This is a genomic window from Sulfurimonas sp. HSL-1716 (assembly GCF_039645975.1).
Lineage (GTDB): Bacteria > Campylobacterota > Campylobacteria > Campylobacterales > Sulfurimonadaceae > Hydrocurvibacter > Hydrocurvibacter sulfurireducens.
The window spans coordinates 820,706-843,150 of sequence record NZ_CP147918.1; the positions used below are offsets into that span (position 1 = coordinate 820,706).

Genomic DNA, 22,445 nt, shown 5'->3' on the forward strand with positions numbered 1-22,445 from the left:
ACTTTTTACAAACTGTTTTTTTAGGGGGGTGGCTATTTTTTGATAAAACACATGTATTTTTTAAGGTTCGGGCAATTATGCTCCAACCTTAAACAAAAGGATTAGTTTTGGCAAAAGGTATCGATTGGGAATATATAAGATCTGAATTTGAGGAAACAACAAAATCAGAGAATTTAATCGCCGAACAAAATGATGTTTCAAGGGGAGCTCTGCAGCGAAGAAGAGATAAAGAGGGGTGGATCCGCAAGAACTACGGAGACAGCATAAAAGACAAGTCCCTCATAGATATGCGCAATCCTATTCTGGGGAAGATCGCACTACGTAAAGTAGATGAAGTGAAAAAAGAGCTCGGTAATAATTATTCAAGTTTAGATGAACCGGTACTCGTAGGCTTTGCTTTGAGCTATGAGAGATGGTTAAAGTTTCACATGATCATACAGTCGCAAGGATCCGTAGAAGAAAGCTCTAAAGGTACCGTATACATATCTCCGTACGAGAACCTTGCACAATCAGAGTTTAATAACATGATGAAAGCTGCAAGCCAACTAGGACTTTCAATAGCTTCACGTAAACGACTTAACCTTACCCCTGAATCAGAGAAAGAAGAAGCATCCCTATTTGATATAGCGGATCAGCTCAATGACGAAGAAATAGATGTCTAAAAAGCAAAGCAGTTCTAACCGTATACCGTACTATGAAAAGACGTTTGAACGTCATAAGAAAGACTTAACAGCAGTAGAGTCAGGACTTCGTGATGACATACGCTTTAATAAGAAGCTTGGCGTAGCATATGTAAAGATCATTGAGCAGCTAAAACATTTCGAGGGAGAACTTGCAGGCCAACGTATACAGCTAGAAGATTGGCAGCGCAGGTCCATAGCTATATGCTTTGGATGGCAAAAGAAAAGACTAGATAGGTACGGAGACCCTATTTTAAAAAATGGAAGAGTCCAGTGGATAAGACGCTTTAATTATGCATTCTGGTTTATACCTCGTAAAAATGGAAAGTCTATATTAGCATCCGGTGTTGGTATAGCTGAGTCAATTCTCACACTGGAAAAAGGAAACCAGATAGTTTCATATGCTACAAAAAAAGAGCAAGCAAAGATCATTTGGAACGGATGTAAAAAGATGGTTGAGTCAAACATCGAATTAAATAAAAATTCGACTATTGCATATTCTACAATTAACATCAATCCTACATCAACAACTATCAGACCACTCGGCCGTGATAGCAAAACAGAGGATGGACTAAACATTGGTATGGGTATAGGTGATGAGACACATGCACATCCAAACAGGGACATGAGGGAGGTTATAGAATCCTCTCAAGGATCAAGAGTTCAACCTATGATGTTTGATATTACAACTGCAGGATTTGATACAGCTTCATCCGGTGCTATTGAATACGAGTATGCAAAAAAAGTAATGGACGGAATCATAGAAGATGACAATTATTTTGCTTTCATATGTGAGCTTGACAAAGGCGATGATCCATTTGATGAAAGCGTATGGTATAAAGCAAATCCGAACTTAGGAATATCAAAGTCATGGGATTATATGAGAAAACAAGCAAAGCAGGCAAAAGAGAGAAGTGAGACACGCAATAACTTTTTCGTAAAGGACCTAAATAAATGGGTAAACGCTGCAGAACATTTCATAAATTTTGATGATTGGGAAGCATGCAAAGCTGATGAAGTAGATCTTAGTGAGGCTATAGCCGTATTATTAGGTGTAGACCTATCAAGGACAGATGACTTTACCGCAAAAGCAAAAACATATCTATTTCCAAATAATAGATTTCATACGACTCAGCACTATTACATCCCTGCAGATACTGTAAAAGAACGTGAGAGTGAGTTAAGAGCTCCATTGACTAAATGGATTTTAGAAGGATATATCACCGCGACACCTGGTAATACAATAGATTATGACTATATCCAAAAAGATATCTTGAAAGACATAGAAGATGGTGTGGATGAGATCTGTTATGATCCATACCGAGCAGCCACACTCATATCAAACATAGAACGTGAGAGTGAGTTTGAAGGATGTGTACAGATACGACAAGGATATATGACTATAAGTGAACCGACATTTAACTTTAAAGATTCCATAAAAAAAAAGACACTTACTCATGACGGAAACCCTGTAACAAAGTGGATGGTATCAAACATGAGTGTACTAAGTGATGCTGCAGGGAACATAAAACCGGATAAGTCTAAACCAAATAGAAAGATAGACGGATGTGCTGCCATCATAAATACGCTTGCTCGTGCTATATCTTATGAACCTAAAGAAAAAAGTGTTTATGAGGAGAGAGGAATAAGGACTATTTAAAGTTTTAAATATAAAAGCATTACAGATATGTAATGCTTTTTACCTCTTTTTAAAATCGATTGTATAGTCTCACTATGCAAACATTTAAGTATCTAATAGCACTTTATATTTTCTTCGGACTTATATTGTTCAGTATGGCTTCTGCCATAGCTTTATCATTTCCAAATGTATATCGCTATGCCTATGCATCAGCGTTATTACTTCACGCTATCTTAATGCTTATCTTTTTTATACAAGCGATCAGATCTCTTAAATTTTCCCACGGGAAAAAAGAGAGTGAAAGATGAATATCATAAATGCTCTTATGTCTCGTGATACATCTACACTTTCAAGTCCAAAAGAGTGGCTTAGTGCTCTCTTCTCTTCAGAATCATATTCTGGTGTAAATGTTACAACTAAAAGGGCTATGGAACATACTGCAGTCTATGACTGTGTAAACATAGTCAGCGAATCAATAGCATCACTTCCAATATCGGTATATAAAACAGAGATAAGATCATCAAAAACATTCAATAAAAAAGATACACAACATCAACTTTATCATATTTTACATGATGAACCAAATCCGGATATGACATCATTTTCATTTTTTCAGCTTCTTATGGTCCATTTACTTCTAAGAGGAAACTTCTATGCGCAGATAGTCAGAAACAATGCCGGAGTTATTACAGGGATATACCCATTAGACAATGAAAAAATGAAAGTCGTCAGACTCGATAGCGGCCGCATCGGGTATATCTATACATCATCTTACGGAGAAGTTGGCTTAGATGCCAGCGAGGTACTTCACTACATAGGGATGAGCTTAAATGGTATTGTCGGTATCAGCGCCATAGCTTACAACAGACATACCATAGGTGCAAGTATAGCCATGGAGACATTCGGGTCCACTCTTTTTAAAAATGGTGCAAATCCAAGCGGCGTAGTAAGCGGTAAAGAAGTCACAAAGATGAGTGACACAGCTTTTAAAAGATTCAAAGAAAGTTTCAAAGAAGCATATCAGGGACTTATGAATGCAGGAAAGCCTCTTATCCTTGAAGATGGATATACATTCACGCCTATTACCATATCAAACAAAGACGGTCAATTCATAGAATCTCGTAAGTTTACAAAAGCAGAGATCGCTTCAATATTTCGTGTTCCTCCACATATGATAAACGAACTAGACAAAGCTACATTTTCAAACATTGAGCAGCAGTCTATCGACTTTGTGACAAATGCTATCAGACCTTGGTGTATCCGCATAGAACAAGAGACAAAACGAAAATGCTTTACAGCTACAGAAAAAAAATCATATTACGTTAAGTTCAACATGGGAGCACTCCTACGAGGAGATACTTTAACTAGATATCAAGCTTATGAATCAGCGATCACGAAAGCGTGTTGGATGAACAGAAACGAAGCGCGTGAACTTGAAGATTTAAACCCTGTAGACGGACTAGATGATATGTTAGTACCTCTAAATTTTGGAAAGGATAAACAAAATGCCACGAACTAAAGAAGAGATCATTGCTCGTATGAATGAAGTCGGTTATATAAATAGATTTTGTGGAAACAAATGTACACGTGCATCGGGAGCAAAAGGCGATGTCTCTCAGATCGATGTACAAAATAGAACGATTCCATTTATCTTGATAAGCAAAGATAATGCCGGTGAGCGTTATGACTGGTGGACTGATGAGATCTATATTGAAGAACTAGATGTAAACGGTGCAAGACTAGATGAACTATATACTTTTTTTAAGGATCATAACAAGTCAGTTGATACAGCTGCAGGTAGAGTAGAAAATAAAAGAATAGAAGATGGTGAAGTAAAAGCAGACGTAACTTTTGGATCAGATAAAGATTCATATCTTGTCTTCCAAAAGTATAACGACAGGATACTCACGGATGTAAGTATTGGCTATATCGTACATGATGTAACCATTACAGAGAAAAAAGGTGAACCTACACATGTGCTCGTAACAGACTTTACTATTGTTGAGTTATCTGCAGTGTGGAAAGGTTTTGACAAAGGTGCAACGATCGGAAGATCTGCAGGAACAGTACAACCACAAGAGGCAGAGACTCCAAGTCTCAGAAATACGGAAATACTCCGTAGAAGATTAAATCTAAAACAAAGGGAGATTACATGCTAATCGCACAACTACGTGAAAAAATGAATAAAGCAAATGCAAAGATGAGAGCAATGTTGGATACAAATCCTAACGGTCTGAATGACGAACAGTCAAAAGAATACGATGATCTTGAAAAAGAGTTTGACGATACACGTGCTCAACTTGATAAAGCAATACAACGTGATGCAAAATCAAAAGAGCGTGAAAGTTTTATGGGTCAAAACCAGAGAGATCCATTAGTAACTGATGTCCGTACAGAAGGTCAAGAAAAAGACAAAAAAGAGATGTACCGTGAAGCTTTCTGGACTATGCAAAGCCGTAAACCTTTAAATCCTGAGATGACACGTTCACTGAACGAGGGTGTAGCAGCAGAAGGCGCTTATCTAGTCCCTGAAACATTTGCTACTACTATCATCGCTAAACTTACCGAGAAATCATATATGCGTCCTTTAGCTACTGTAAGTATGTCTTCTTCTGTGGAAAATATTCCCGTCGAGGGTGATGACGGTGCAAATGGATGGATAGATGAAGAGGGCTCATATCCTGAATCAGATCCTACGATCGGACAGGTCAGCATGGGTGCTTATAAAACGGGCCGCATCCTCAAAGTAACAGAGGAACTTTTACAAGACAGCATCTCAAGTATCGAAGCATATGTAGCCCTAAAATTTGCAAAGTCTACTACAAAAGCGGAAGAGCTTGCGTTTGTTCTTGGCGACGGTGTTAAAAAGCCTACAGGGTTTCTTATCACAGCTGAAGTCGGAAAGACTGCCGCTTCTGCTTCTGCGATCACTGCAGATGAGATCATCGATCTTTGGGGATCACTAGATGAAGACTATGCTGCAAATGCTGTGTGGAAAATGAACAGAAATACTTTAGTCGCGATCATGAAGTTAAAAGACAGCAATGGTGACTATCTAGTAAATAAAGGTCTAAATGGAGCTCCTTCTACATTACTTGGTCGCCCTATTGTTATTAATAAACATATGCCTGATATCGCTACTGGTGCGAAACCTATCTCATTTGGAGATATGAGTTACTACTACATCAAAGACCGTAAGGTCATGACGGTAAAACGTTTTGATGAAAAATATGCTGATACAGGACACATCGGTTTTAGAGTAGATAAACGTGTAGACGGGAAACTTGTGCTCTCAGAAGCTGTAAAAACGCTACAAATGGCGTAAGGGATAATTTATGAAAAAGTTGCAGATAAAGCTGCTGACAGGGCGAAGCGGTCCTGACGGCAGCCATGCTCCAGGAGATAAGATAACCGTTTCCATAAAAGAAGCTATTAACCTTATCAACTCAAATCAAGCAGAGCCTGTAAATATACCAGCATATGAGGATGCAGTATTTAAACTCGACGAGCAGATCAAAGTAGATAGAGAGCGTGAAGCAAAAGCAAATGCGATCAGATACAAAGAAATGCTTGAGCTTGAGCTTAAAGACCTGTACCGTCAAGTAGCACTTAAAACTGCAGAGATCGAAGGTGTTGTTTTGACAGATGAGGAAATCGAATCATTTGTGGACGTCTCATTAGAGGGCGAAAAATTTAAAGAGAAGGAACTGTAGTAGATGAGTGCCGTAACATTAGTTGAAGCAAAAGCACATCTTAGAGTCTTAGACGAAACGGATGATGATTATATTCAAGCTTTGATAGATGTTGCGGAAGCTCAGGCAGAGGAGATCACATCTCGCAATCTGCTTGAGACTACTAATGTTTTTTATCTAGATGACTATGTAGGCAACTTTGAACTTCCAAAGTCACCGCTCATAGCAGTAGACAGCATAGAGTATATACCGTACGGAAATAGTGCCTATGTGACTTTAGACAGTACGCTTTATGAAGTAGATGACAGTTGTGAGCCTCCACGGGTTCGCTTTTTTGAAGGTCTCTATGTAGCGGACTTATTTAAAGCCATAAAAATCACATATCGTTCAGGGTATGCAGATGCAGCGAGTGTACCAAAACCGATAAAACAATGGGTTCTCATCCGAGTAGCTACTGTGTATGAAAATAGAGAAGATATCATCGTTGGAACTATTAACTCTGTCATTAAGAGTGACTATAACGATTTTCTTCTTTCAAAGTACAGGGTAGGTCGACTATGAGAAGCGGAAACCTAAAACACAAAGTAGAGATCAAACAGCATACAGGAACAAGAGACACGTTCGGCGGTGTAGCAGATGATGATGTACTTTTTGCAACGGTTTATGTATCCATAGTCCCATTATCAGGAAAAGAGTATTTTGTGAGCAAAAGCGTAAACTCTGAAGTGACACATCAGATCGAGATGAGATTCATACCTGGCGTAACGCCTGATATGAAGATCGTCTACGGCACAAGAGAGTTTGACATCAACTCGGTCATAAATGTACGCGAAGCAAATAAGACATTGCAGATCATGGCTACGGAGGTCACAAGTGGTTGAGGCTACTCTTATCGGTGAAGATGAGATGTTAAACGTCTTGAAAAACTTTTCGCATAATGTTCAAAAAAGACTTATGCGTCAAGCAGTGAGATCAGGTGCAAAAGTCATCATGGAAGATATTAAGAGGCGTGTTCCAGTAGATACAGGAAGTCTAAGAGACAGCCTTGATGTAGTAAAGAGAAAGAGCAAAGATAAAAATGAGATCTATTACTCAGTTCTCCCGAGAGCGAGTAAGAAAAAAACAAAAAAGTTCAAATTAAAAGACGGGACAAGGTGGAAGATAAAAGGTGAAGTCGCTGCAGGATGGTACGCGCATTTTGTAGAGTTCGGAACATCGCACAGCGCTCCTCATCCATTTATGCGACCTGCAATATCAAAGGCAGATGAAGCATTAGAACAGGTAAAAAAAACGCTTCAAAAAGGCGTATCAAACGAGTTTGAAAGGTCAAAAAGATGATAGAAGAAGATCTATTTTCTCATTTATCAATGAATGTTCCACTGGTAAACGAGAGGGTATATCCCTTGTTTATGCCTGAGAACTGTAAAAAGCCGGCAATCGTTTACACGCTCATAATCGGAAACGATCAGCAGTCTTTAAACAGCGCTCAAGCATACGGATCTAAGTACATGTTTCAAATTGATATCTACGCTACAACGTATCCTAGTGTCAAGGCGATAAAAGAGCAGGTCAAAGAGGCACTGTACAGCTTTTCAAAGTTTCCTCATAACTTATCGAGTTTTGACGGATATGAAGAGCATACAAAACTCTTTAGAGAGACCATTGAATTTAATTTTTAAAAAAGGATAAAAAATGTCACTACCTGATTACCAAGGGATAATAGTAAAAGCCGGAGCAGATGTAGCGTCTGCTGTAGACGTCGGTGATCTTCTCGATCTGTCCGCAGTAAAAGACAAATCAAGGGCTGTTAAAAGATACAACCCTATAAACAGCGACAACCAGATCGTTGCTGCAGGAGCATTGGTCCAAGGCGCCATTAACATGACCGTGCTTTATGATCCGTCTGCATCCCAAGGAGTAAACTTACTTGAGACAGCGATCGATGATAATACTGAAATAATAGTCATAGTCGAGATGAAAGATTCTCTTGGTACTAACGGTACAACCATTACCCGCACCTGCCGAGTTACAAACTTTAAAGTAGTCGGTGAGCAGGAAGGCAAATATAAAGCTGAAGTCACCATAGAGACTGTAGGTACTCCTGCTGAAACGGCGGCCGCATAATGCTTACTATAGATGATATTTCAAAAAAGTTTACAAAAACTTCCGAAACGACTATTAAAGTAAAAGCATGGGGCGGTGAAGTAAAAGTAAGAGAACTGACTCTTGCAGAAGCCGCAGATGTAAATATTGAGCGTACAAAAAAAGACTATGTCATGGTTGTTACAAAGACAGTTTATTATGCACTTGTAGAGCCTGCAATCCCTCTTGATGATCTTAAAAAAATGAAAGAGGGTGTATTTGACGGTATTAAAGAGATCTATGACGAGATCAATAAATCTGACGTTCCGGGAAAGTAACTGCAGACAGGAAGTTCCTTTTTAAGTTAGCTCTTTCTCTTGGCAGAACAGTGGCGGAACTTGAACATACATTAAGCGCCTCTGAGCTTCACGAGTGGTTGGAGTACTATGAGATGGAACCGTTTCATGCAGACAGGTCTGAAGTGCAGCTTGCGACCATGTCTCACATGATGAACGCTTTCATGGGCGGGTCTGCAAAAGCGACGGACTTTATGCTGACATATAAAGAAAAGAAAAAAGATTCACTCAGCGGTCTTGCCGCTAAAGTAAAAGCCATATTCGGAGGTGGTAAAAATGGGTAAAGGCACTGTAGCAACTTTACTTTTCGATGTCAAAAGCGATACCACAAAACTCGTATCAGGTATGGACCGCGCAGAGGCAAGTGTAAAAAAAGCCATAAGTAACATGAAGAGAAATGTTTTGTCTTTGGCAAGTGCTTATGTATCTGTAACTACCGCTCAAAAAGTTATGGCAGAGGGTCTTAACTACAACAAAGATATAGAAAACGCAAAAGCAGGTCTTAACGCTCTTACAGTCGCCACATCTCAAAATATAGACTCCACAGGAAAGATGCTGAGCGTCACAGACAAGTACAGACTCGCAAATATAGAAAACATTTCGATCCTGAAAGATCTGCAAACTATCAACGCGCAGACACCGCATACACTTACACAAACCATAGCAATATATAAAACGATGTATCCGAGCATGAAAGCTGCGGGAGCATCTACAAAAGACATGATCGATCTTACCAAAATGGTATCAATAGCCGCGGGGAGTGCAGGAGTGCAGTTTAATGAACTCCTTGCTGGTGTTGATGGACTTGCTACAGGTACAGTCCTTGCAAACAGTGATCTTGGAAGATTCTTAAAATCTATCGGACTTTCAAACGACAAGCTGAAAAATACATCCGATGTCGTAGGTTTGGTAAAAAGCAGACTTGAACAGTTTGAAGTTCCTGATACCTGGTCAGTCTCTGTAAGCAACCTTGAAAACTCTTGGGATCAGCTTGACGGAAAAATCACGGAAGATTCATTCAACGGTGCAAAAAAAGGAATGAACGAACTCAGTAAACTTATGAATGATATGAGTGATGATGATATTCATAAGCTTACCATAGGCATAGATACATTCGGTGTCGTAGCTTTAGATGTAGTTTACGGAGTATCTGAAGCTGTAGTAGGTCTGACTAACGGATTTGAATCTCTCGGCGCTAGAATAGCAGGAGCAGCATTTAGAGTACAACATGGATTTATTCTGAGCGACAGCGAAAGCAAAGCCTTAGAAAAGATGTATGCAGATACAAAAAAGAATATAAAAGCAAGAGAAGATTTTCTGGCGATCATAGAAAAATCGAAAAACGTGGTGGAAGATTCTCTCCAAAAATCTATCTCTCAACCTACTCCGTCAAAGCCAAAAAATACATCGACAGATAATAAAAAGCATCCTGCGATGCTTGTCCCTACAAAGCATAGCAATATTACTCAAGATCAACTAGTTGGCAGCCTCAAACAAGTGAGCCCAAGTGTAACTGAAGAGTACCAGATACAGATCGGCATAAACAAAGCGCTGCGCGATCGAAGCATCATCGGCAAAGACTACGGTGCAGTACAAAACGATATCTTGGCAAAAGCACATATTCTCGCAGATACCGTAGACAAACAAAACCTAGACGTTAAAAAAACTGTCGAACTCAAAGCAGAAGAGTCGAAGATAGAAAATCTCATAGTCACAGCAAAAAAGAACGGCATAGATCATAGAAAACTTGATGATGCGCTATCTAAAAACCTTAAAGAGCAGGCTCAAGCAAGGCTCGAAAAAGAGCAGGATGTAAACGATGTTTTAAAGGCACGATATGACTATGAGCAGGCGAGTATCCTCAAGACAGGATCTGCATTCGAGGGGATGAAAAAAGGGTATGACGACTATGTAAAAAACCTGCCTACAGATTTTCAAAACGGGCAAAAAGTAATGCAAGATGCTTTGTCAGGGACCACAGACGCATTCGTTCAGTTTGCAAAGACAGGAAAGCTCAGCTTCGATGATCTTGCAGACACCATCATAAGTGATATTTTAAGAATGGCGATCGAGAAGCAGATCACCGCGCCTCTGTTTGGGTCTATGTTTGGCAGCGGAGGGTTTTTAGGTACTGCCTTTGAAAACGGAGGCATCATGACAAGCAGCGGTCCAGTTCCTTTAAAAGCATACGCAAACGGAGGTATCGCAAACTCTCCGCAACTTACTCTCTTTGGGGAGGGAAGAATGCCTGAAGCATATGTACCGCTTCCTGATGGACGAAGCATTCCTGTAAGCATGAAAGGCGGCGGCGGTTCAAATGTGGTCATAAACATAGAAAACAAAAGCGGTCAATCTATAAGCGCAGATAAGATAAGTGAGATGACAAGAACCAATGCGCGCGGAGAACAGGAGAAAGTTATTTCTATCGTATTGGACGGAGTCGCACGAAACGTAAACGGCATCAGAGATGCGTTAAAGGGGATTAGATGAATACTTTCCCTTTAGTGCCTACAGGACTTAGTACGCAGCGCATCAAACCTGTAAGCAGAGCAAAATATGATGCTGGCTATGAACAGACGGCGCCAAAAAATACAAGAGCGCTTAAAAAATTCACGTTAAGCTTTGGCGCACTTACAAACGCAGAAGCGGACACGCTAGATAATTTTTTTGTAGTAAATCAGGGTGTTGCATTTGAGTTTATCCATCCGATAGAAGATATCTCGTACATAGTAAGATTTTCTGAAGACTCTATCTCTTTTGAGCAGTTCGGTAAAGATTACCAAAGTACACAAATAGTTATAGAGGAGATCTGATGCAGACATTAAGCCCTGTCGTCAAAGTCGAAAAAAACAAGCTTACAACCGACAGCGTGTTCATCATACTTTTAGAGATCACCATCCCGGGTATTGCAGAGACGATACGCATCGCCAACAACAACGAAGACGTAGTCTGGAACTCTCAGACATGGCAGAAGTTTCCTTTTACCATCGAAGAGATCAGTGAGAGCGCGAACGCCGAAACATCGCAGTTTCAGATCAAAGCCTCGAACGTCAACAACATCATCGGCGAGTACGTGCGCGCTTATGACGTCTACATCAAACAAAACGGTTTTGATCCCATAAACGTAACTTTGTCGGTAGTGAACTCAAAAGACCTTGACAATACTACCCCGGCATACAGCCACGACCTGACACTTTCAAGCCAGAATATAACGAACATGGAGGTGTCTTTTACTGTAAGCGCGAGAGATCTGTTCAGCAAACGCATACCGTTTACCCGCATGCTGCCAAACTCCTGCAGATTCAAGTTCAGGTCAGAGCTATGCGGGTACTCAGGTGCCGAGACGGTGTGCGACAAGACGCTCAAGCGATGCACACAGCTCGGCAATGCTCCGAGATACGGTGGCTTTCCGAGCATAGGAAACAAGGGGGTGTCCGTATGATGACGCGCTTTATCGGCATACCTTACAAAGACCGCGGGCGTACGTTCACGGGTGCAGACTGCTACGGCGTGCTCGTGCTTTGGTATGAGCATATACTCGGCATAAACATACCCGACGTCGCCGTGGATACTTCTGATGTTCGCGGAAGTTTTACGCAGTACCTTCACGAGATATCTTCGAGATGGGAGCGCATCGATGCTCCGGAGCCAAACTGCGCGGTAGCTATGGCGATGAATGAAGAACACCCGAAGTTGGTGACGCACTTCGGTGTGATGATCGACTATAAGACGATGCTGCACTCACACAGAGGCGCTCACTCGCACATCGTCAAAGTAGACTCTCCGCTTGTGAAAAACATCATAAAAGGATTTTACAGATGGCGTGGCTGACGGTACTAAACGATCCTTTCAATCCCCGCGACAAAGAGATCGTAAAGATCATTCACGGCAAAGCGGTATCTGAGTACCTTCCAAAAGCAAAAGACGGCATGGATATTGTCGTATCTAAAAACGGACATATCATCCAAGATACAAGCGTCATCGTAAGAGAGACGGACCATATCTCGTTTGTGGCCATCCCTGCAGGCGGAGGAGGCGGGGGAAGCGATCCTATCCGCACGGTGGCGATGATCGCTCTTGTCATAGCAGCTCCGCATCTTGCAGGTGCTTTTGCGGGAGCTACAGCCGGTTATGTAGGTGCAGGGTTTTACGGCAGCTCGTTTGCGTTCGCTGCTCTTCAGGTAGGCGTCATCGTAGGAGGTGGTCTTCTCATCAACGCTTTGATGCCTGTCGCACAGCCGTCTCTTGCCACGAACAAAAACTTAGACCAGATATCTCCTACCTATGCTTTTGACGGAGGAAGTAATGCGGCCGCGGCAGGAAGCGCACTTCCGATCATGCTCGGAGAGGCGAGGGTCACACCGCCAATCATAGCGAGTTATCTATCGCTTGATGGGGACAAGCAGCATCTAAACATGCTCTTTGCAGTAAACGACGGAGAGGTGGACTCCATCTCCGACATAGAGATAAACGGACAGCCTATCGCAAACTTCACCGATGTGACATACTCTACTACAAGCGGGACAGCGGATCAGTCAGTTATAGGAAACTTTAGAAACAGCACTACGACTGCGTCTCTTCAAAGAGGGCTCAACGATTTAAACGCGGAGACTACTTACACAACTGCTGGCAACACCGTGCAAGAGATGGAAGTAGTTGTCTCGCTGCCAAAAGGGCTTTTCAATATCAAAGACGACGGCAGCTATGCGAGCATCAGCCTTGAGTTCGAGATATTCTACCGTAAGGTAGGAGACGTAGACTGGGACTATCTGCAAGGCGGCCTTTATAATTATTATTATATAAGCGACATCGACGGATCATCGGTCATCTCAAGCACATACAAAGGACAGTATTACTACGGACCGCAATACTATGACGGATACGGATTCATAACTCCAAGGTACACTTACTCGCATAAGTCAATCATATCCGGGACGGAGGCGGTCCAAAAGATAACCACTGTGTACAAGACAACAAAACGTCTTTCGTACAAGCTTGAACAGCTTCCAAGAGCTCAGTACGAAGTCAAGGTGGTTAGGACAAGCTCTTACAGCACAAACACAAGAGTAGCAAACGATTTCGCACTCGATTACGTGAACGAGATCGTTTACGACGACTTTATCTATCCCGGAGTCGCACTTCTGGGTATAAACGCCCTCGCTACCGACCAGCTAAACGGAGGTTTCCCGACGGTTACATGTAATGTCGTCAATATCGGGACCGACAAACCAAAAGACAACCCTGCATGGGCGTGCTATGATCTCCTTGCGAGAAACGGGATACCTGAGTCGGATATCGATATGGATATGTTAACTGAGTGGGCAGCGTACTGCGATACAAAAAACATGAAAGCCGGTCTATACATAGACTCTCAGCAAGAACTTCAAGGTGCGTTAAACATGTTGTCACTGCTTGGCCGTGCTACCGTGGTGCAGATGGGCAACAAATTCACGCCTATCGTCGACAAGCCAGTAGCTATTCCGACAGAGAGCTTCTTGTTTACGTCCGGAAACATACTAGAGAGCAGTTTTGCACTTGAATACATACCGTACAACCAACGCACGAACGTAGTCGAAGTGACGTATTATGATAAGACAGACGGCTACAAAGCAAAGACGGTTCAGCTGCAAAGCAGCAGCTACGACAGCAGTGCGGACGAGATCAAGTCAAGCATAAACATGTACGGTTGCTGTGACAGACAGCAGGCTGCCGACTATGCGCAGTTTCTGCTCAACTACAACCGCTACATAACAGAGACAGTATCGTTCAACGCTTCTGTGGACTCCATAGCTTGTAATGTAGGAGATGTCATAAAAGTAGGAAAGCGCTACATGACGAACACCATGGCAGACGGCCGTATCGTCAGCGCTACAGATACAACAGTCACGCTCGACATGGAAGTAACGCTCGAAGCAGACGTGCCGTATGAACTCCAAGTACGCCTTGAAGACGACCGCATCATCATCATCGACGTTCCTGCCCTCACTGTACAGACTGTCACAGACACATTGACGGTAAACACGCTCACGGATATCCCGCAGAAGTACGACGTGTATGCTTTCGGCCGTCAGGACACCGAAGCGACCAATCTCTACAGAGTCGTAAATATCAGCAGAGCAAGTGACTTCACGCGCAAGATAAAAGCCATAGAGTACAACGCAAGCGTGTACGACGATACGGCGGTCATAAACGTGGAGGAGGTCGTGTATGTAGACAGCATCACAAACCTGCAGGCGACGGAGAACATAGTAAAAAACAACGACGGAAGCGTGGACGAACTGCTCACCCTCTCTTGGGTAGGACAGACGGCCATGCGCACGGACATCTTCGTGAACGGTACTAAGTACGGCCAGAGCGACAGCAACTATTTCGTATTTAAAAATGAACTTACATCCGGGCAGACGTACACGTTTAAAGTAGGGACCAAAGAGATAACGTACTACTTTACAGGAAAATCAAATCCTCCAGCTCAGGTGCAAAACGTGACGGCAAGCTCATCGAACGGGAAAATATATTTTACCTGGACGAAAAACACGGAAATCGACTTTTTATACTATAAGATCGAGATAAACGGACAAGTATACACGGCCGTCACAAACTCGCTGACAGTAGACAACCTCGATACAGGTCAGTACGAAGTTGATTTCTATGCCGTAGATACTTCCAAAAATACGAGTCTTGCAACCACATACACACTTGACGTCATAGACCCGTGCCTCATCTATATGATCCGCGATGCAGGGCTCATAGAAAAAGCATTTATAGACGGGATCATGACCATATATACATCTGCTTCCGAACCTGCGAGCCCGAACGCTTATGATATATGGAAGCTCAGTACGTCTGAAGTGGCCATAGGGACATTCACTTATGATGACGAGAGACTGAGCGGCTTGAGATGGAACGACACTCAAAACTTTTTATATAAATATTTCAACGGCAGTAACTGGGTCTTCTGTTCATCGCTACAGGTGGCAAGCATCAAAAAGATGCTCGGTCAGCTTGTAAGTGCCGGAGCGAACGACAACAGCGTGAGAGTATTTAGTGTAGAGCCGTACACTCCGTATGACATCGGAGATCTTTGGCTTGACGGTACGAACATCAATGAATGTACGACCGCACGCGCAAGTGGAGCTTATGTGTCTACCGACTGGGCAGCGGCGAGCAAAGAGGACATCAACATAGCGTCTCAGATAGAGAACATCAAAAAAGGAGCATAAAAAATGGCAATAACTGTAAATGATTTTAATCCTACACAGACTATAGCAGCAAATGACGTTATATCTACAACAGGGGATAAGCTTGTTTCTATTATGGGAGATATAAAGACATACCTTGAAACAGAAACCCAAAGCGCTGTAACACAGCTTGAAGACGAAGTAGCACTCATCGAGCAGGGAGTTCAAGCCAATGCAGACGCAGCAGCACAAAGCGCCGCCTATGCACAGGCATATGCACAGAGCATAAACCCTGATATCCTTGCCACTAAATCAGAACTTAATGATACAAAGGTAATGAGCAGATCGGGTGTACTTGGCAAACCTATATTCAGCCTTTCAAATTCCGAGGTATCAGCAGCTTCTCTTGTTGTGTCTTATTCAAACGGAGTTGGGACTACAGGTATGGACAACAGCGTTGAAAACGTAGGGAACATCACCTTTGCTTCTACAAACTTGGTGAGCGGCGTAAAAAATTATACTTATAAATTGTATGGAGACAATACTTTATATGGTACTAAATACGAACCGCAGTACGATCAGTTTTTTGGATTTGGATCTTGCTTCAGTCCTAAAACAAGAAAGTGGTACAAGGCAAACTTTCAGGATTCTTTCGACTCATCCGCAAGTCTCGCGAACTATACAGGTATCTTATATGGAGATTCTTACAGCGCACTATACGGAGGATCTTTAAAGCTTGATAGTAGCGGGCAGTCAAACCACTGGGTAAATTTTGCAGTAGCTACGGCCATCGGGCAACGATATAAACTGGTATTTAAATTTTATCCCGGTACCGCTGTAACAAACAAGATCAGCATAGGAGGCGGTACAGGGTATCAGTCAGATATTCTAAATCAAGGAGATTCTAACACTATACAAGGGGGGTATGAGTTTACAGCAAACAATGTATCTACGTCTGTGAGCATGTACTCTTCGACAGGAGGGGATCAATACTATACTGATTTCTACCTTGTTCCTATAAACGCTGACGGGACATTAAACATCGATAAAGCGGTCGCGTTAGATCCTCAGCCTGCATATCTGCCAATTACCGTCGATGTGGATGCAAATGGGAGCATAACAAACATCGATGATTATGATGTACCTACACTTGCAGAAGATTATATGATCGTAAACAGACTCAAAGTTCTTGGAAACAGAAAGATACTTGACATAGGAACTATATCCGTAAACAACACATACTATATAGATAATCCTTTCGGGAATGACAAGTATGAAAGCTGTGATGTCAAACTTGAAATTCAAATAGGCGGAGTTTGGGCAGAACCGGGTTGGACTATCGACTCTGGAAACAACTCAAGAGGAGCCAAAGCATTTTCGAAGGCGGACGGTATAGAGGTTCTCACTGCTTCTTATCAGCTTAAGGGTTCAACTGACAATCTGTATGGCCATGGTTTTGATAGTGATGTATCCACTGCGACATCTGCGGCCGCAAGAATAATAGTAACTTACGAAGGAGAAACTAAAAATGTCTGAACTTAGATTGAAGGTACTTGTGGCGGGTGTAGAAACTTTAGTCCCAGTATCACAGCTGACTGAAAAGTCGCCGGGAGTTTACGTTAAAAACTACAAATCTGACATGACAGTAGATACTACTGCAGAAGACGCAAGTGATCTACTTTTTGCTACCGATGCATGGAAAATAGACAGACAAACAGCCGTTGATAGTATTGAAGTAACCTATAACGGAGTTGTTTATCAAGGAGATGAGACTTCTCAAGATCGTATGAGTAGAGCTATTAATGCCCTTCCAGATACTACCACTACAGTTCCTTGGGTAGCTAAAGATAACTCAGTTAAAAATTTAACTAAAACTGACTTACAAGCTATCTTATTGGATGCAGGAACACAACAGAGTCAAATATGGAATACGGGGAGACCGACATAATGAACCGCACACCTGAACAGCAAAAAGCTTTATTTGAAAAGTTCGACGATGATATGAAAAAGAAATCAAGATGGTATAGATATCTACTTGTCAAAGATCAGACATTTAATGTAGTCTGGCTAAACGGTAGTCAAGACGAGACTATATCGAGTCACATCGGAAGACTGCAGCAGCAAGGTAAATCAAATCGGTTTTTGGATCTGGTCTGTTGCTTTTTGCAGAGATTTGAATACAACCACTGTAAGAAAAGCGAGGGGGAGTAAGGGGATGCCGCACAACAATTTTAATGATATAAATTATTTCTCTACACTTATTGCTTTTTTAGCAGGATCTTGGGGAGCTGCTTTAAATTTTTTTAGAAGAGATCATAAAGACAGATCATTTTTCAAGAAGCTTGGTTTTTTCATAATGGACATGTTCATAAATGTCGGATTGACTATGCTCGCATATATTGGACTTATCGGATATGGTCTAAATGATTTACTTGCAGTTGCAATAGCAGGGTTCGTTGGACATCAGGGCACAAGGACATTTTATCTTATGGAATTGATCATCACTGAAAAGCTTGGAGCAAAGCAGACATTCGATGAAATAAAAGAGGAGATACATAGATGACACAAATAAAAAGAGTATGGCTTGAGATTATATTATTTTTATGTTTGATGATCCTTTTCTTTTCAAATGCATATTCACATATACCGGCACCTATTCAGCTTGCTGCACTCAAAATGCTTTTGACAAATGCAGGTTTTCTGCATGCACACGTACTTAGAAAACTTGTGTGGACAGAGATAGTATGGGATGAACCATTAAAGGCAAAACATTATGTTGCAATCGCTATATATATTACTTTTCCTGTTTGCTACGCTTTCGGCGGGTGATCGATGTCGGTCGTATGTGCAAGACGTACGTCGTGAGCATTACAGAGTCTTCGGTGTAGGTTTTCCGTACTGGTATGCCATAGGACAGCTCAAACAAGAGAGCAGATGCCGAGACGTCATAAGCCGTGACGGCGTAGGCTCCCAAGGTGTCGCGCAGATCACTTACAGGGTATGGCAGAAGTATCTCGACGACAACGATGTCGTCGAGATCAAAAGCATTGAAAATCAGCTTCGTGCTCAGGCGCTCATCATGAAGCAGTGCAAGAAGCAGGCTTACTCTTCTCACTTGTGGACAGCGTACCAGGTATACAACGGCGGACCGCTTGTGAACAAAGAGATCTCACGAGCTAGAGCAGCCTTACATGTAAGAGAAGTACCGCACGACACAGCAAGAAAATACTGCAAGCGCAGGACCATCACGTTTTTAGACGGTACAAAGCTAAACGCCTGCGACATCAACTACGAGTATCCGGAGCAGATCTACAAGTATGCTCAACAGTACAAGCTGTTCTCGGACGGCAGTTATATATTTTGGTAAGGAGAGACAATGTTTAGTATTCCATCATTCCACACGATAAAACAGTATGCGGTAGATATATTTGCCGTATTGCTCGGCGGAGCGCTTGCGGTGTTATTCATCATGTATATGATAGCTCGGTCAGACTTGAAGACGGCTCAGCAGGACTACGCAAACGAGAAAGCATCGTACACGCAGGCGGTGGGTAAGGTAGATGAGCTTACGCTGCAGAACACAGAAAACTTACAGCAGATCGGCAAGCTCAAAGCGGACAATGCTTCACTGGTCGAAGCTCTCAACAAAAAATCGCACGCAGACATCAAGCGCACGCAAAAGATAACAAAAATCAAAACAAGGATAGAAGATGCTAAAAAAACAGATGACGGCCCTGTTGCTCCTGTGTTGTTCGATACTCTTTATAGGTTGCAGCAATCAGCCGGAGCCGAAGATAGTAACCGTTCATGACATCAACGTCACGACAGTAACGATCCCGGACGAGCTCTTAAAAACTCAAGAGATGCCGGTAATAAAGCTCGACGAGAACACCACGCAAAAAGACGTAGCAAATTACACGACCGACCTATGGAATACGGCAGACTCATGCATCAGTGATAAAAGGCAGATCAAGAAGTTACAGGATGAATTTTTGAAGAGGTGAGTGTACCGTTTTTGTACCTCTTTTTTTCAATACGTTTTCAGGCATATTGATGAAGTTTGTTTATAAAGTTGCTATTTTCTCTATATATGGGATATTATGTTGCAAATAAATTTGTTTCAGTTAAACAAAACTTAAAGCTAGTTTATGTATAATTCGCGAACTTTTTATATACTTATTAAGATTTAAGGAAGCGCTATGTACGCAATCATCAAAAACGGTGGTAAACAATATAAAGTTCAAGAGGGCGATGTTTTATTGTTCGATAAAATGAGTCTTGAACCTAAAGACACTGTTGAAATCAAAGAAGTTCTCGCAGTTAACGCTGGTGAACTAAAAATCGGTACTCCGTTTGTAGAGGGTGCTGTCGTAACTGCTGAAGTTATCAATGAAGGTCGTGCTAAAAAAGTAATCACCTTCAAAAAACGTCGTCGTAAAGACAGCAAAGTAAAACGTGGTTTCAGAAGAGACTTCACACGTGTGCGCATCACAAAAATTGCTGCGTAATTAACTAAAAAGTAGGAGATAGATATGGCTCACAAAAAAGGTCAGGGTAGTACACAGAATAACCGTGATTCAGCCGGTCGTAGACTTGGTGTTAAAAAATACGGTGGACAAACAGTTAGAGCTGGAAATATTATCGTTCGTCAAAGAGGAACAAAGATTCATCCGGGTCTAAATATCGGTATGGGTAAAGATCATACTTTATATGCGCTTGTAGACGGTGTTGTAGAGTTCGGTCGTAAAGATAAAACTCGTAAAGAAGTTTCTATCGTACCTGCTGCATAATTTTCACTTCTTTAGGCATTTGCCTAAAGATTTCTCTGACAAACTCTTTTTTTAATTCATTTTTTTAACTATAATTTCATTTTAAATTTCAGTCTTTAACAGTTCATTTTCTCTCTACATGTAAGTAGAATGGATTTTTAAATATTGCACAAGGATTTTTATGTTTGTAGACAGCGTAGAGCTTTCGGTCTCTTCTGGTAAAGGTGGAGCAGGATGTGCTTCATTCCGTCGTGAAAAATTTGTTGTAAACGGCGGGCCGAATGGCGGTGACGGCGGAAAAGGCGGTGATATCTGGTTTAAGTGCGACAATAATACCCATACGCTTTCTCATTTTCAAAAAAATATGCATATAAAAGCCGATAACGGCGCGCCGGGTGCACCTAGAAACATGACGGGAAAATCCGGAGAAAAAAAAGTTATCATCGTTCCTCCCGGTACCCAGATCATAGACAAAGAGAGCGGAGAGGTTCTGTTTGATATGCTTGAAAACGGGCAGGAAGTGATGTTCTTAGAAGGTGGAAAAGGCGGTCTTGGAAATACCCATTTCAAATCATCGACAAACCAAAGACCTACGTATTGCCAGCCGGGTGAAGCGGGACAGACGCAGAGGATAAAATTAGATCTGAAACTGATTGCCGACGTCGGTCTTGTAGGTTTTCCCAATGTCGGAAAATCCACACTGATCTCGACCGTTTCAAATGCACGTCCCGAGATAGCAAACTATGAGTTTACGACACTTACACCAAAACTCGGACAGGTCAATATCGGTGATTTTGAATCGTTTATCATGGCCGATATCCCTGGAATCATCGGCGGTGCAAGCGAAGGAAAAGGACTCGGCATCCAATTTTTACGTCATATAGAGAGAACGAAAACCCTTTTGTTCATGATAGACCTTGCTTCATATAGAGATCTCAAAGAACAGTTCGAGACTTTAAAAAGCGAAGTGGCATCATTTTCCGGCATACTCGCCAACAGCAAGTATGCCGTAGCACTTACAAGAGTAGATATTATCGCTCAAGAAGATGTCAATGATCTGGTAAATGGCTTTTTAGATCTCTTAGGGCTTCAGGCGAATGAACAAAGTGATTTTGATTTTGACGAATTGATTCCGTATTACATCCAGAAAACAGCCGATGAGACACTGGGTTACGATAGAACCAAACCCTATTTTGTAGCTCCTATCTCTTCTGCAACAAGTAAGAATATAGAAGCGTTGAAATATGCGCTGTTCAATTTAGTTCATACCGACAGAAAGCAATGAAACGTATAGTCATAAAAGTCGGAACGGCCGTCTTGACGCAGGATTCACATATCGCCGAAGACAGGCTTGCAAATATTGTAAAACTGCTGATCGATCTGAAAAAAAGATATGAAGTCGTTCTTGTTTCATCGGGTGCGGTTTCAGCGGGTTACACGCAGCTGAAGCTCGATAAAAAGATTTTGCAGAACAAGCAGGCATTAGCCGCCATCGGCCAGCCTCTTTTGATGAAGAAATACCGTTTGGCGTTTGCAGAACATAACGAACTGTGTGCGCAGATCCTGCTGACGGCTGCGAATTTGAACACTCCCAACCAAAATGAAAAGATCAAGAACACTATGAACATTCTGCTTGAAAACGGAGTGGTTCCGATAGTAAACGAAAATGATGCGACTGCTACCGATGAACTCGGAGTGGGCGATAACGATCAGCTTTCAGCCTATGTGTCATGTAATATTAATGCAGATATGCTTATAATACTTTCAGACATAGATGCGTATTACGACAGTGATCCACATAAAAACAGCGATGCAAAAGTAAGAAAAGTCGTCAGGTTTATAGATGAATGCGAACTTCAGCAGTGCGCATCTCCAAACAGCGAGTTTGCAACGGGAGGCATCGTTACAAAGTTAAAAGCGGCTTCATATATGCTTACATGCGAACGGGAGATGTTTTTGGCGAGCGGATTTAATCTAGAAGATGTAAGAAGTTTTCTAATAGATGATAAACATTTAGGCGGAACACTCTTTACATGTAAGGAGATTTGA

At 41.9% G+C, this 22,445-nt stretch carries 29 protein-coding genes; all 29 read left to right on the top strand.

Going from position 1 to position 22,445, the window contains the following annotated elements:
• Nucleotides 1-107 precede the first annotated feature (107 nt).
• The 29 genes from WCY03_RS04260 (at nucleotide 108) to proB (ending at nucleotide 22,445) form a co-directional block, all read left to right on the top strand.
• A complete protein-coding gene (locus WCY03_RS04260; protein ID WP_345993753.1) occupies nucleotides 108-662 on the top strand; it encodes a P27 family phage terminase small subunit in 555 nt (184 codons plus the stop codon).
• Nucleotides 655-2,340, top strand: a complete 1,686-nt coding sequence (locus WCY03_RS04265; RefSeq protein ID WP_345993754.1) for a terminase TerL endonuclease subunit — start codon at nucleotides 655-657, stop codon at nucleotides 2,338-2,340. Before WCY03_RS04260 ends, WCY03_RS04265 begins: the two co-directional genes overlap by 8 nt.
• A gap of 283 nt (nucleotides 2,341-2,623) precedes the next feature.
• A complete protein-coding gene (locus WCY03_RS04270) occupies nucleotides 2,624-3,838 on the top strand; it encodes a phage portal protein (RefSeq protein ID WP_345993755.1) in 1,215 nt (404 codons plus the stop codon).
• Entirely contained in the window at nucleotides 3,825-4,478 is a 654-nt protein-coding gene (locus tag WCY03_RS04275; protein ID WP_345993756.1) for a peptidase, read from the top strand. The genes WCY03_RS04270 and WCY03_RS04275 overlap by 14 nt, the downstream gene beginning before the upstream one ends.
• On the top strand, nucleotides 4,472-5,644 hold the full coding sequence (locus WCY03_RS04280; protein ID WP_345993757.1) for a phage major capsid protein: 1,173 nt from the start codon (nucleotides 4,472-4,474) through the stop codon (nucleotides 5,642-5,644). The genes WCY03_RS04275 and WCY03_RS04280 overlap by 7 nt, the downstream gene beginning before the upstream one ends.
• Before the next feature lie 10 nt (nucleotides 5,645-5,654).
• A complete protein-coding gene (locus WCY03_RS04285) occupies nucleotides 5,655-6,032 on the top strand; it encodes a hypothetical protein (RefSeq protein WP_345993758.1) in 378 nt (125 codons plus the stop codon).
• A gap of 3 nt (nucleotides 6,033-6,035) precedes the next feature.
• Entirely contained in the window at nucleotides 6,036-6,572 is a 537-nt protein-coding gene (locus WCY03_RS04290) for a head-tail connector protein (RefSeq protein WP_345993759.1), read from the top strand.
• Nucleotides 6,569-6,892, top strand: a complete 324-nt coding sequence (locus WCY03_RS04295) for a phage head closure protein (RefSeq protein WP_345993760.1) — start codon at nucleotides 6,569-6,571, stop codon at nucleotides 6,890-6,892. The genes WCY03_RS04290 and WCY03_RS04295 overlap by 4 nt, the downstream gene beginning before the upstream one ends.
• Entirely contained in the window at nucleotides 6,885-7,349 is a 465-nt protein-coding gene (locus WCY03_RS04300) for an HK97-gp10 family putative phage morphogenesis protein (protein ID WP_345993761.1), read from the top strand. Before WCY03_RS04295 ends, WCY03_RS04300 begins: the two co-directional genes overlap by 8 nt.
• Entirely contained in the window at nucleotides 7,346-7,690 is a 345-nt protein-coding gene (locus WCY03_RS04305; protein WP_345993762.1) for a hypothetical protein, read from the top strand. Before WCY03_RS04300 ends, WCY03_RS04305 begins: the two co-directional genes overlap by 4 nt.
• Nucleotides 7,691-7,703: 13 nt before the next feature.
• The gene (locus WCY03_RS04310; protein WP_345993763.1) at nucleotides 7,704-8,135 is read left to right on the top strand and encodes a hypothetical protein; all 432 of its coding nucleotides are present in this window, start codon (nucleotides 7,704-7,706) and stop codon (nucleotides 8,133-8,135) included.
• Nucleotides 8,135-8,431 (top strand): hypothetical protein, encoded by a 297-nt coding sequence (locus WCY03_RS04315; protein WP_345993764.1) that lies wholly within the window; start codon nucleotides 8,135-8,137, stop codon nucleotides 8,429-8,431. Before WCY03_RS04310 ends, WCY03_RS04315 begins: the two co-directional genes overlap by 1 nt.
• Before the next feature lie 50 nt (nucleotides 8,432-8,481).
• The gene (locus WCY03_RS04320) at nucleotides 8,482-8,733 is read left to right on the top strand and encodes a hypothetical protein (protein WP_345993765.1); all 252 of its coding nucleotides are present in this window, start codon (nucleotides 8,482-8,484) and stop codon (nucleotides 8,731-8,733) included.
• The gene (locus WCY03_RS04325; RefSeq protein ID WP_345993766.1) at nucleotides 8,726-10,939 is read left to right on the top strand and encodes a phage tail tape measure C-terminal domain-containing protein; all 2,214 of its coding nucleotides are present in this window, start codon (nucleotides 8,726-8,728) and stop codon (nucleotides 10,937-10,939) included. Before WCY03_RS04320 ends, WCY03_RS04325 begins: the two co-directional genes overlap by 8 nt.
• Complete coding sequence (locus WCY03_RS04330; protein WP_345993767.1) at nucleotides 10,936-11,262, top strand: hypothetical protein; 327 nt, start codon at nucleotides 10,936-10,938, stop codon at nucleotides 11,260-11,262. Before WCY03_RS04325 ends, WCY03_RS04330 begins: the two co-directional genes overlap by 4 nt.
• Complete coding sequence (locus WCY03_RS04335; protein ID WP_345993768.1) at nucleotides 11,262-11,891, top strand: DUF1833 family protein; 630 nt, start codon at nucleotides 11,262-11,264, stop codon at nucleotides 11,889-11,891. Before WCY03_RS04330 ends, WCY03_RS04335 begins: the two co-directional genes overlap by 1 nt.
• Complete coding sequence (locus WCY03_RS04340; RefSeq protein ID WP_345993769.1) at nucleotides 11,888-12,280, top strand: hypothetical protein; 393 nt, start codon at nucleotides 11,888-11,890, stop codon at nucleotides 12,278-12,280. The genes WCY03_RS04335 and WCY03_RS04340 overlap by 4 nt, the downstream gene beginning before the upstream one ends.
• Nucleotides 12,268-15,669, top strand: a complete 3,402-nt coding sequence (locus WCY03_RS04345; protein ID WP_345993770.1) for a phage tail protein — start codon at nucleotides 12,268-12,270, stop codon at nucleotides 15,667-15,669. Before WCY03_RS04340 ends, WCY03_RS04345 begins: the two co-directional genes overlap by 13 nt.
• Before the next feature lie 93 nt (nucleotides 15,670-15,762).
• On the top strand, nucleotides 15,763-17,163 hold the full coding sequence (locus tag WCY03_RS04350) for a hypothetical protein (protein WP_345993771.1): 1,401 nt from the start codon (nucleotides 15,763-15,765) through the stop codon (nucleotides 17,161-17,163).
• Nucleotides 17,156-17,575, top strand: coding sequence for a DUF4376 domain-containing protein (locus WCY03_RS04355; RefSeq protein ID WP_345993772.1), 420 nt, complete (start codon nucleotides 17,156-17,158; stop codon nucleotides 17,573-17,575). Before WCY03_RS04350 ends, WCY03_RS04355 begins: the two co-directional genes overlap by 8 nt.
• A complete protein-coding gene (locus WCY03_RS04360) occupies nucleotides 17,551-17,838 on the top strand; it encodes a hypothetical protein (protein ID WP_345993773.1) in 288 nt (95 codons plus the stop codon). Before WCY03_RS04355 ends, WCY03_RS04360 begins: the two co-directional genes overlap by 25 nt.
• Nucleotides 17,801-18,190 (top strand): hypothetical protein, encoded by a 390-nt coding sequence (locus tag WCY03_RS04365; RefSeq protein WP_345993774.1) that lies wholly within the window; start codon nucleotides 17,801-17,803, stop codon nucleotides 18,188-18,190. Before WCY03_RS04360 ends, WCY03_RS04365 begins: the two co-directional genes overlap by 38 nt.
• Nucleotides 18,187-18,456: a hypothetical protein gene (locus WCY03_RS04370; protein ID WP_345993775.1), complete on the top strand. Its 270-nt coding sequence runs from the start codon at nucleotides 18,187-18,189 to the stop codon at nucleotides 18,454-18,456. The genes WCY03_RS04365 and WCY03_RS04370 overlap by 4 nt, the downstream gene beginning before the upstream one ends.
• Nucleotides 18,457-18,472: 16 nt before the next feature.
• The gene (locus WCY03_RS04375) at nucleotides 18,473-18,994 is read left to right on the top strand and encodes a hypothetical protein (protein WP_345993776.1); all 522 of its coding nucleotides are present in this window, start codon (nucleotides 18,473-18,475) and stop codon (nucleotides 18,992-18,994) included.
• Between the two features lie 9 nt (nucleotides 18,995-19,003).
• Nucleotides 19,004-19,438, top strand: a complete 435-nt coding sequence (locus tag WCY03_RS04380) for a hypothetical protein (protein ID WP_345993777.1) — start codon at nucleotides 19,004-19,006, stop codon at nucleotides 19,436-19,438.
• 388 nt (nucleotides 19,439-19,826) lie between these two features.
• Nucleotides 19,827-20,135: a 50S ribosomal protein L21 gene (gene rplU / locus WCY03_RS04385; RefSeq protein WP_345993778.1), complete on the top strand. Its 309-nt coding sequence runs from the start codon at nucleotides 19,827-19,829 to the stop codon at nucleotides 20,133-20,135.
• A 24-nt stretch (nucleotides 20,136-20,159) separates the two neighbouring features.
• Entirely contained in the window at nucleotides 20,160-20,417 is a 258-nt protein-coding gene (gene rpmA / locus WCY03_RS04390) for a 50S ribosomal protein L27 (protein ID WP_345993779.1), read from the top strand.
• A gap of 160 nt (nucleotides 20,418-20,577) precedes the next feature.
• Nucleotides 20,578-21,681: a GTPase ObgE gene (gene obgE, locus WCY03_RS04395; protein WP_345993780.1), complete on the top strand. Its 1,104-nt coding sequence runs from the start codon at nucleotides 20,578-20,580 to the stop codon at nucleotides 21,679-21,681.
• On the top strand, nucleotides 21,678-22,445 hold the full coding sequence (proB, locus tag WCY03_RS04400; protein ID WP_345993781.1) for a glutamate 5-kinase: 768 nt from the start codon (nucleotides 21,678-21,680) through the stop codon (nucleotides 22,443-22,445). Before obgE ends, proB begins: the two co-directional genes overlap by 4 nt.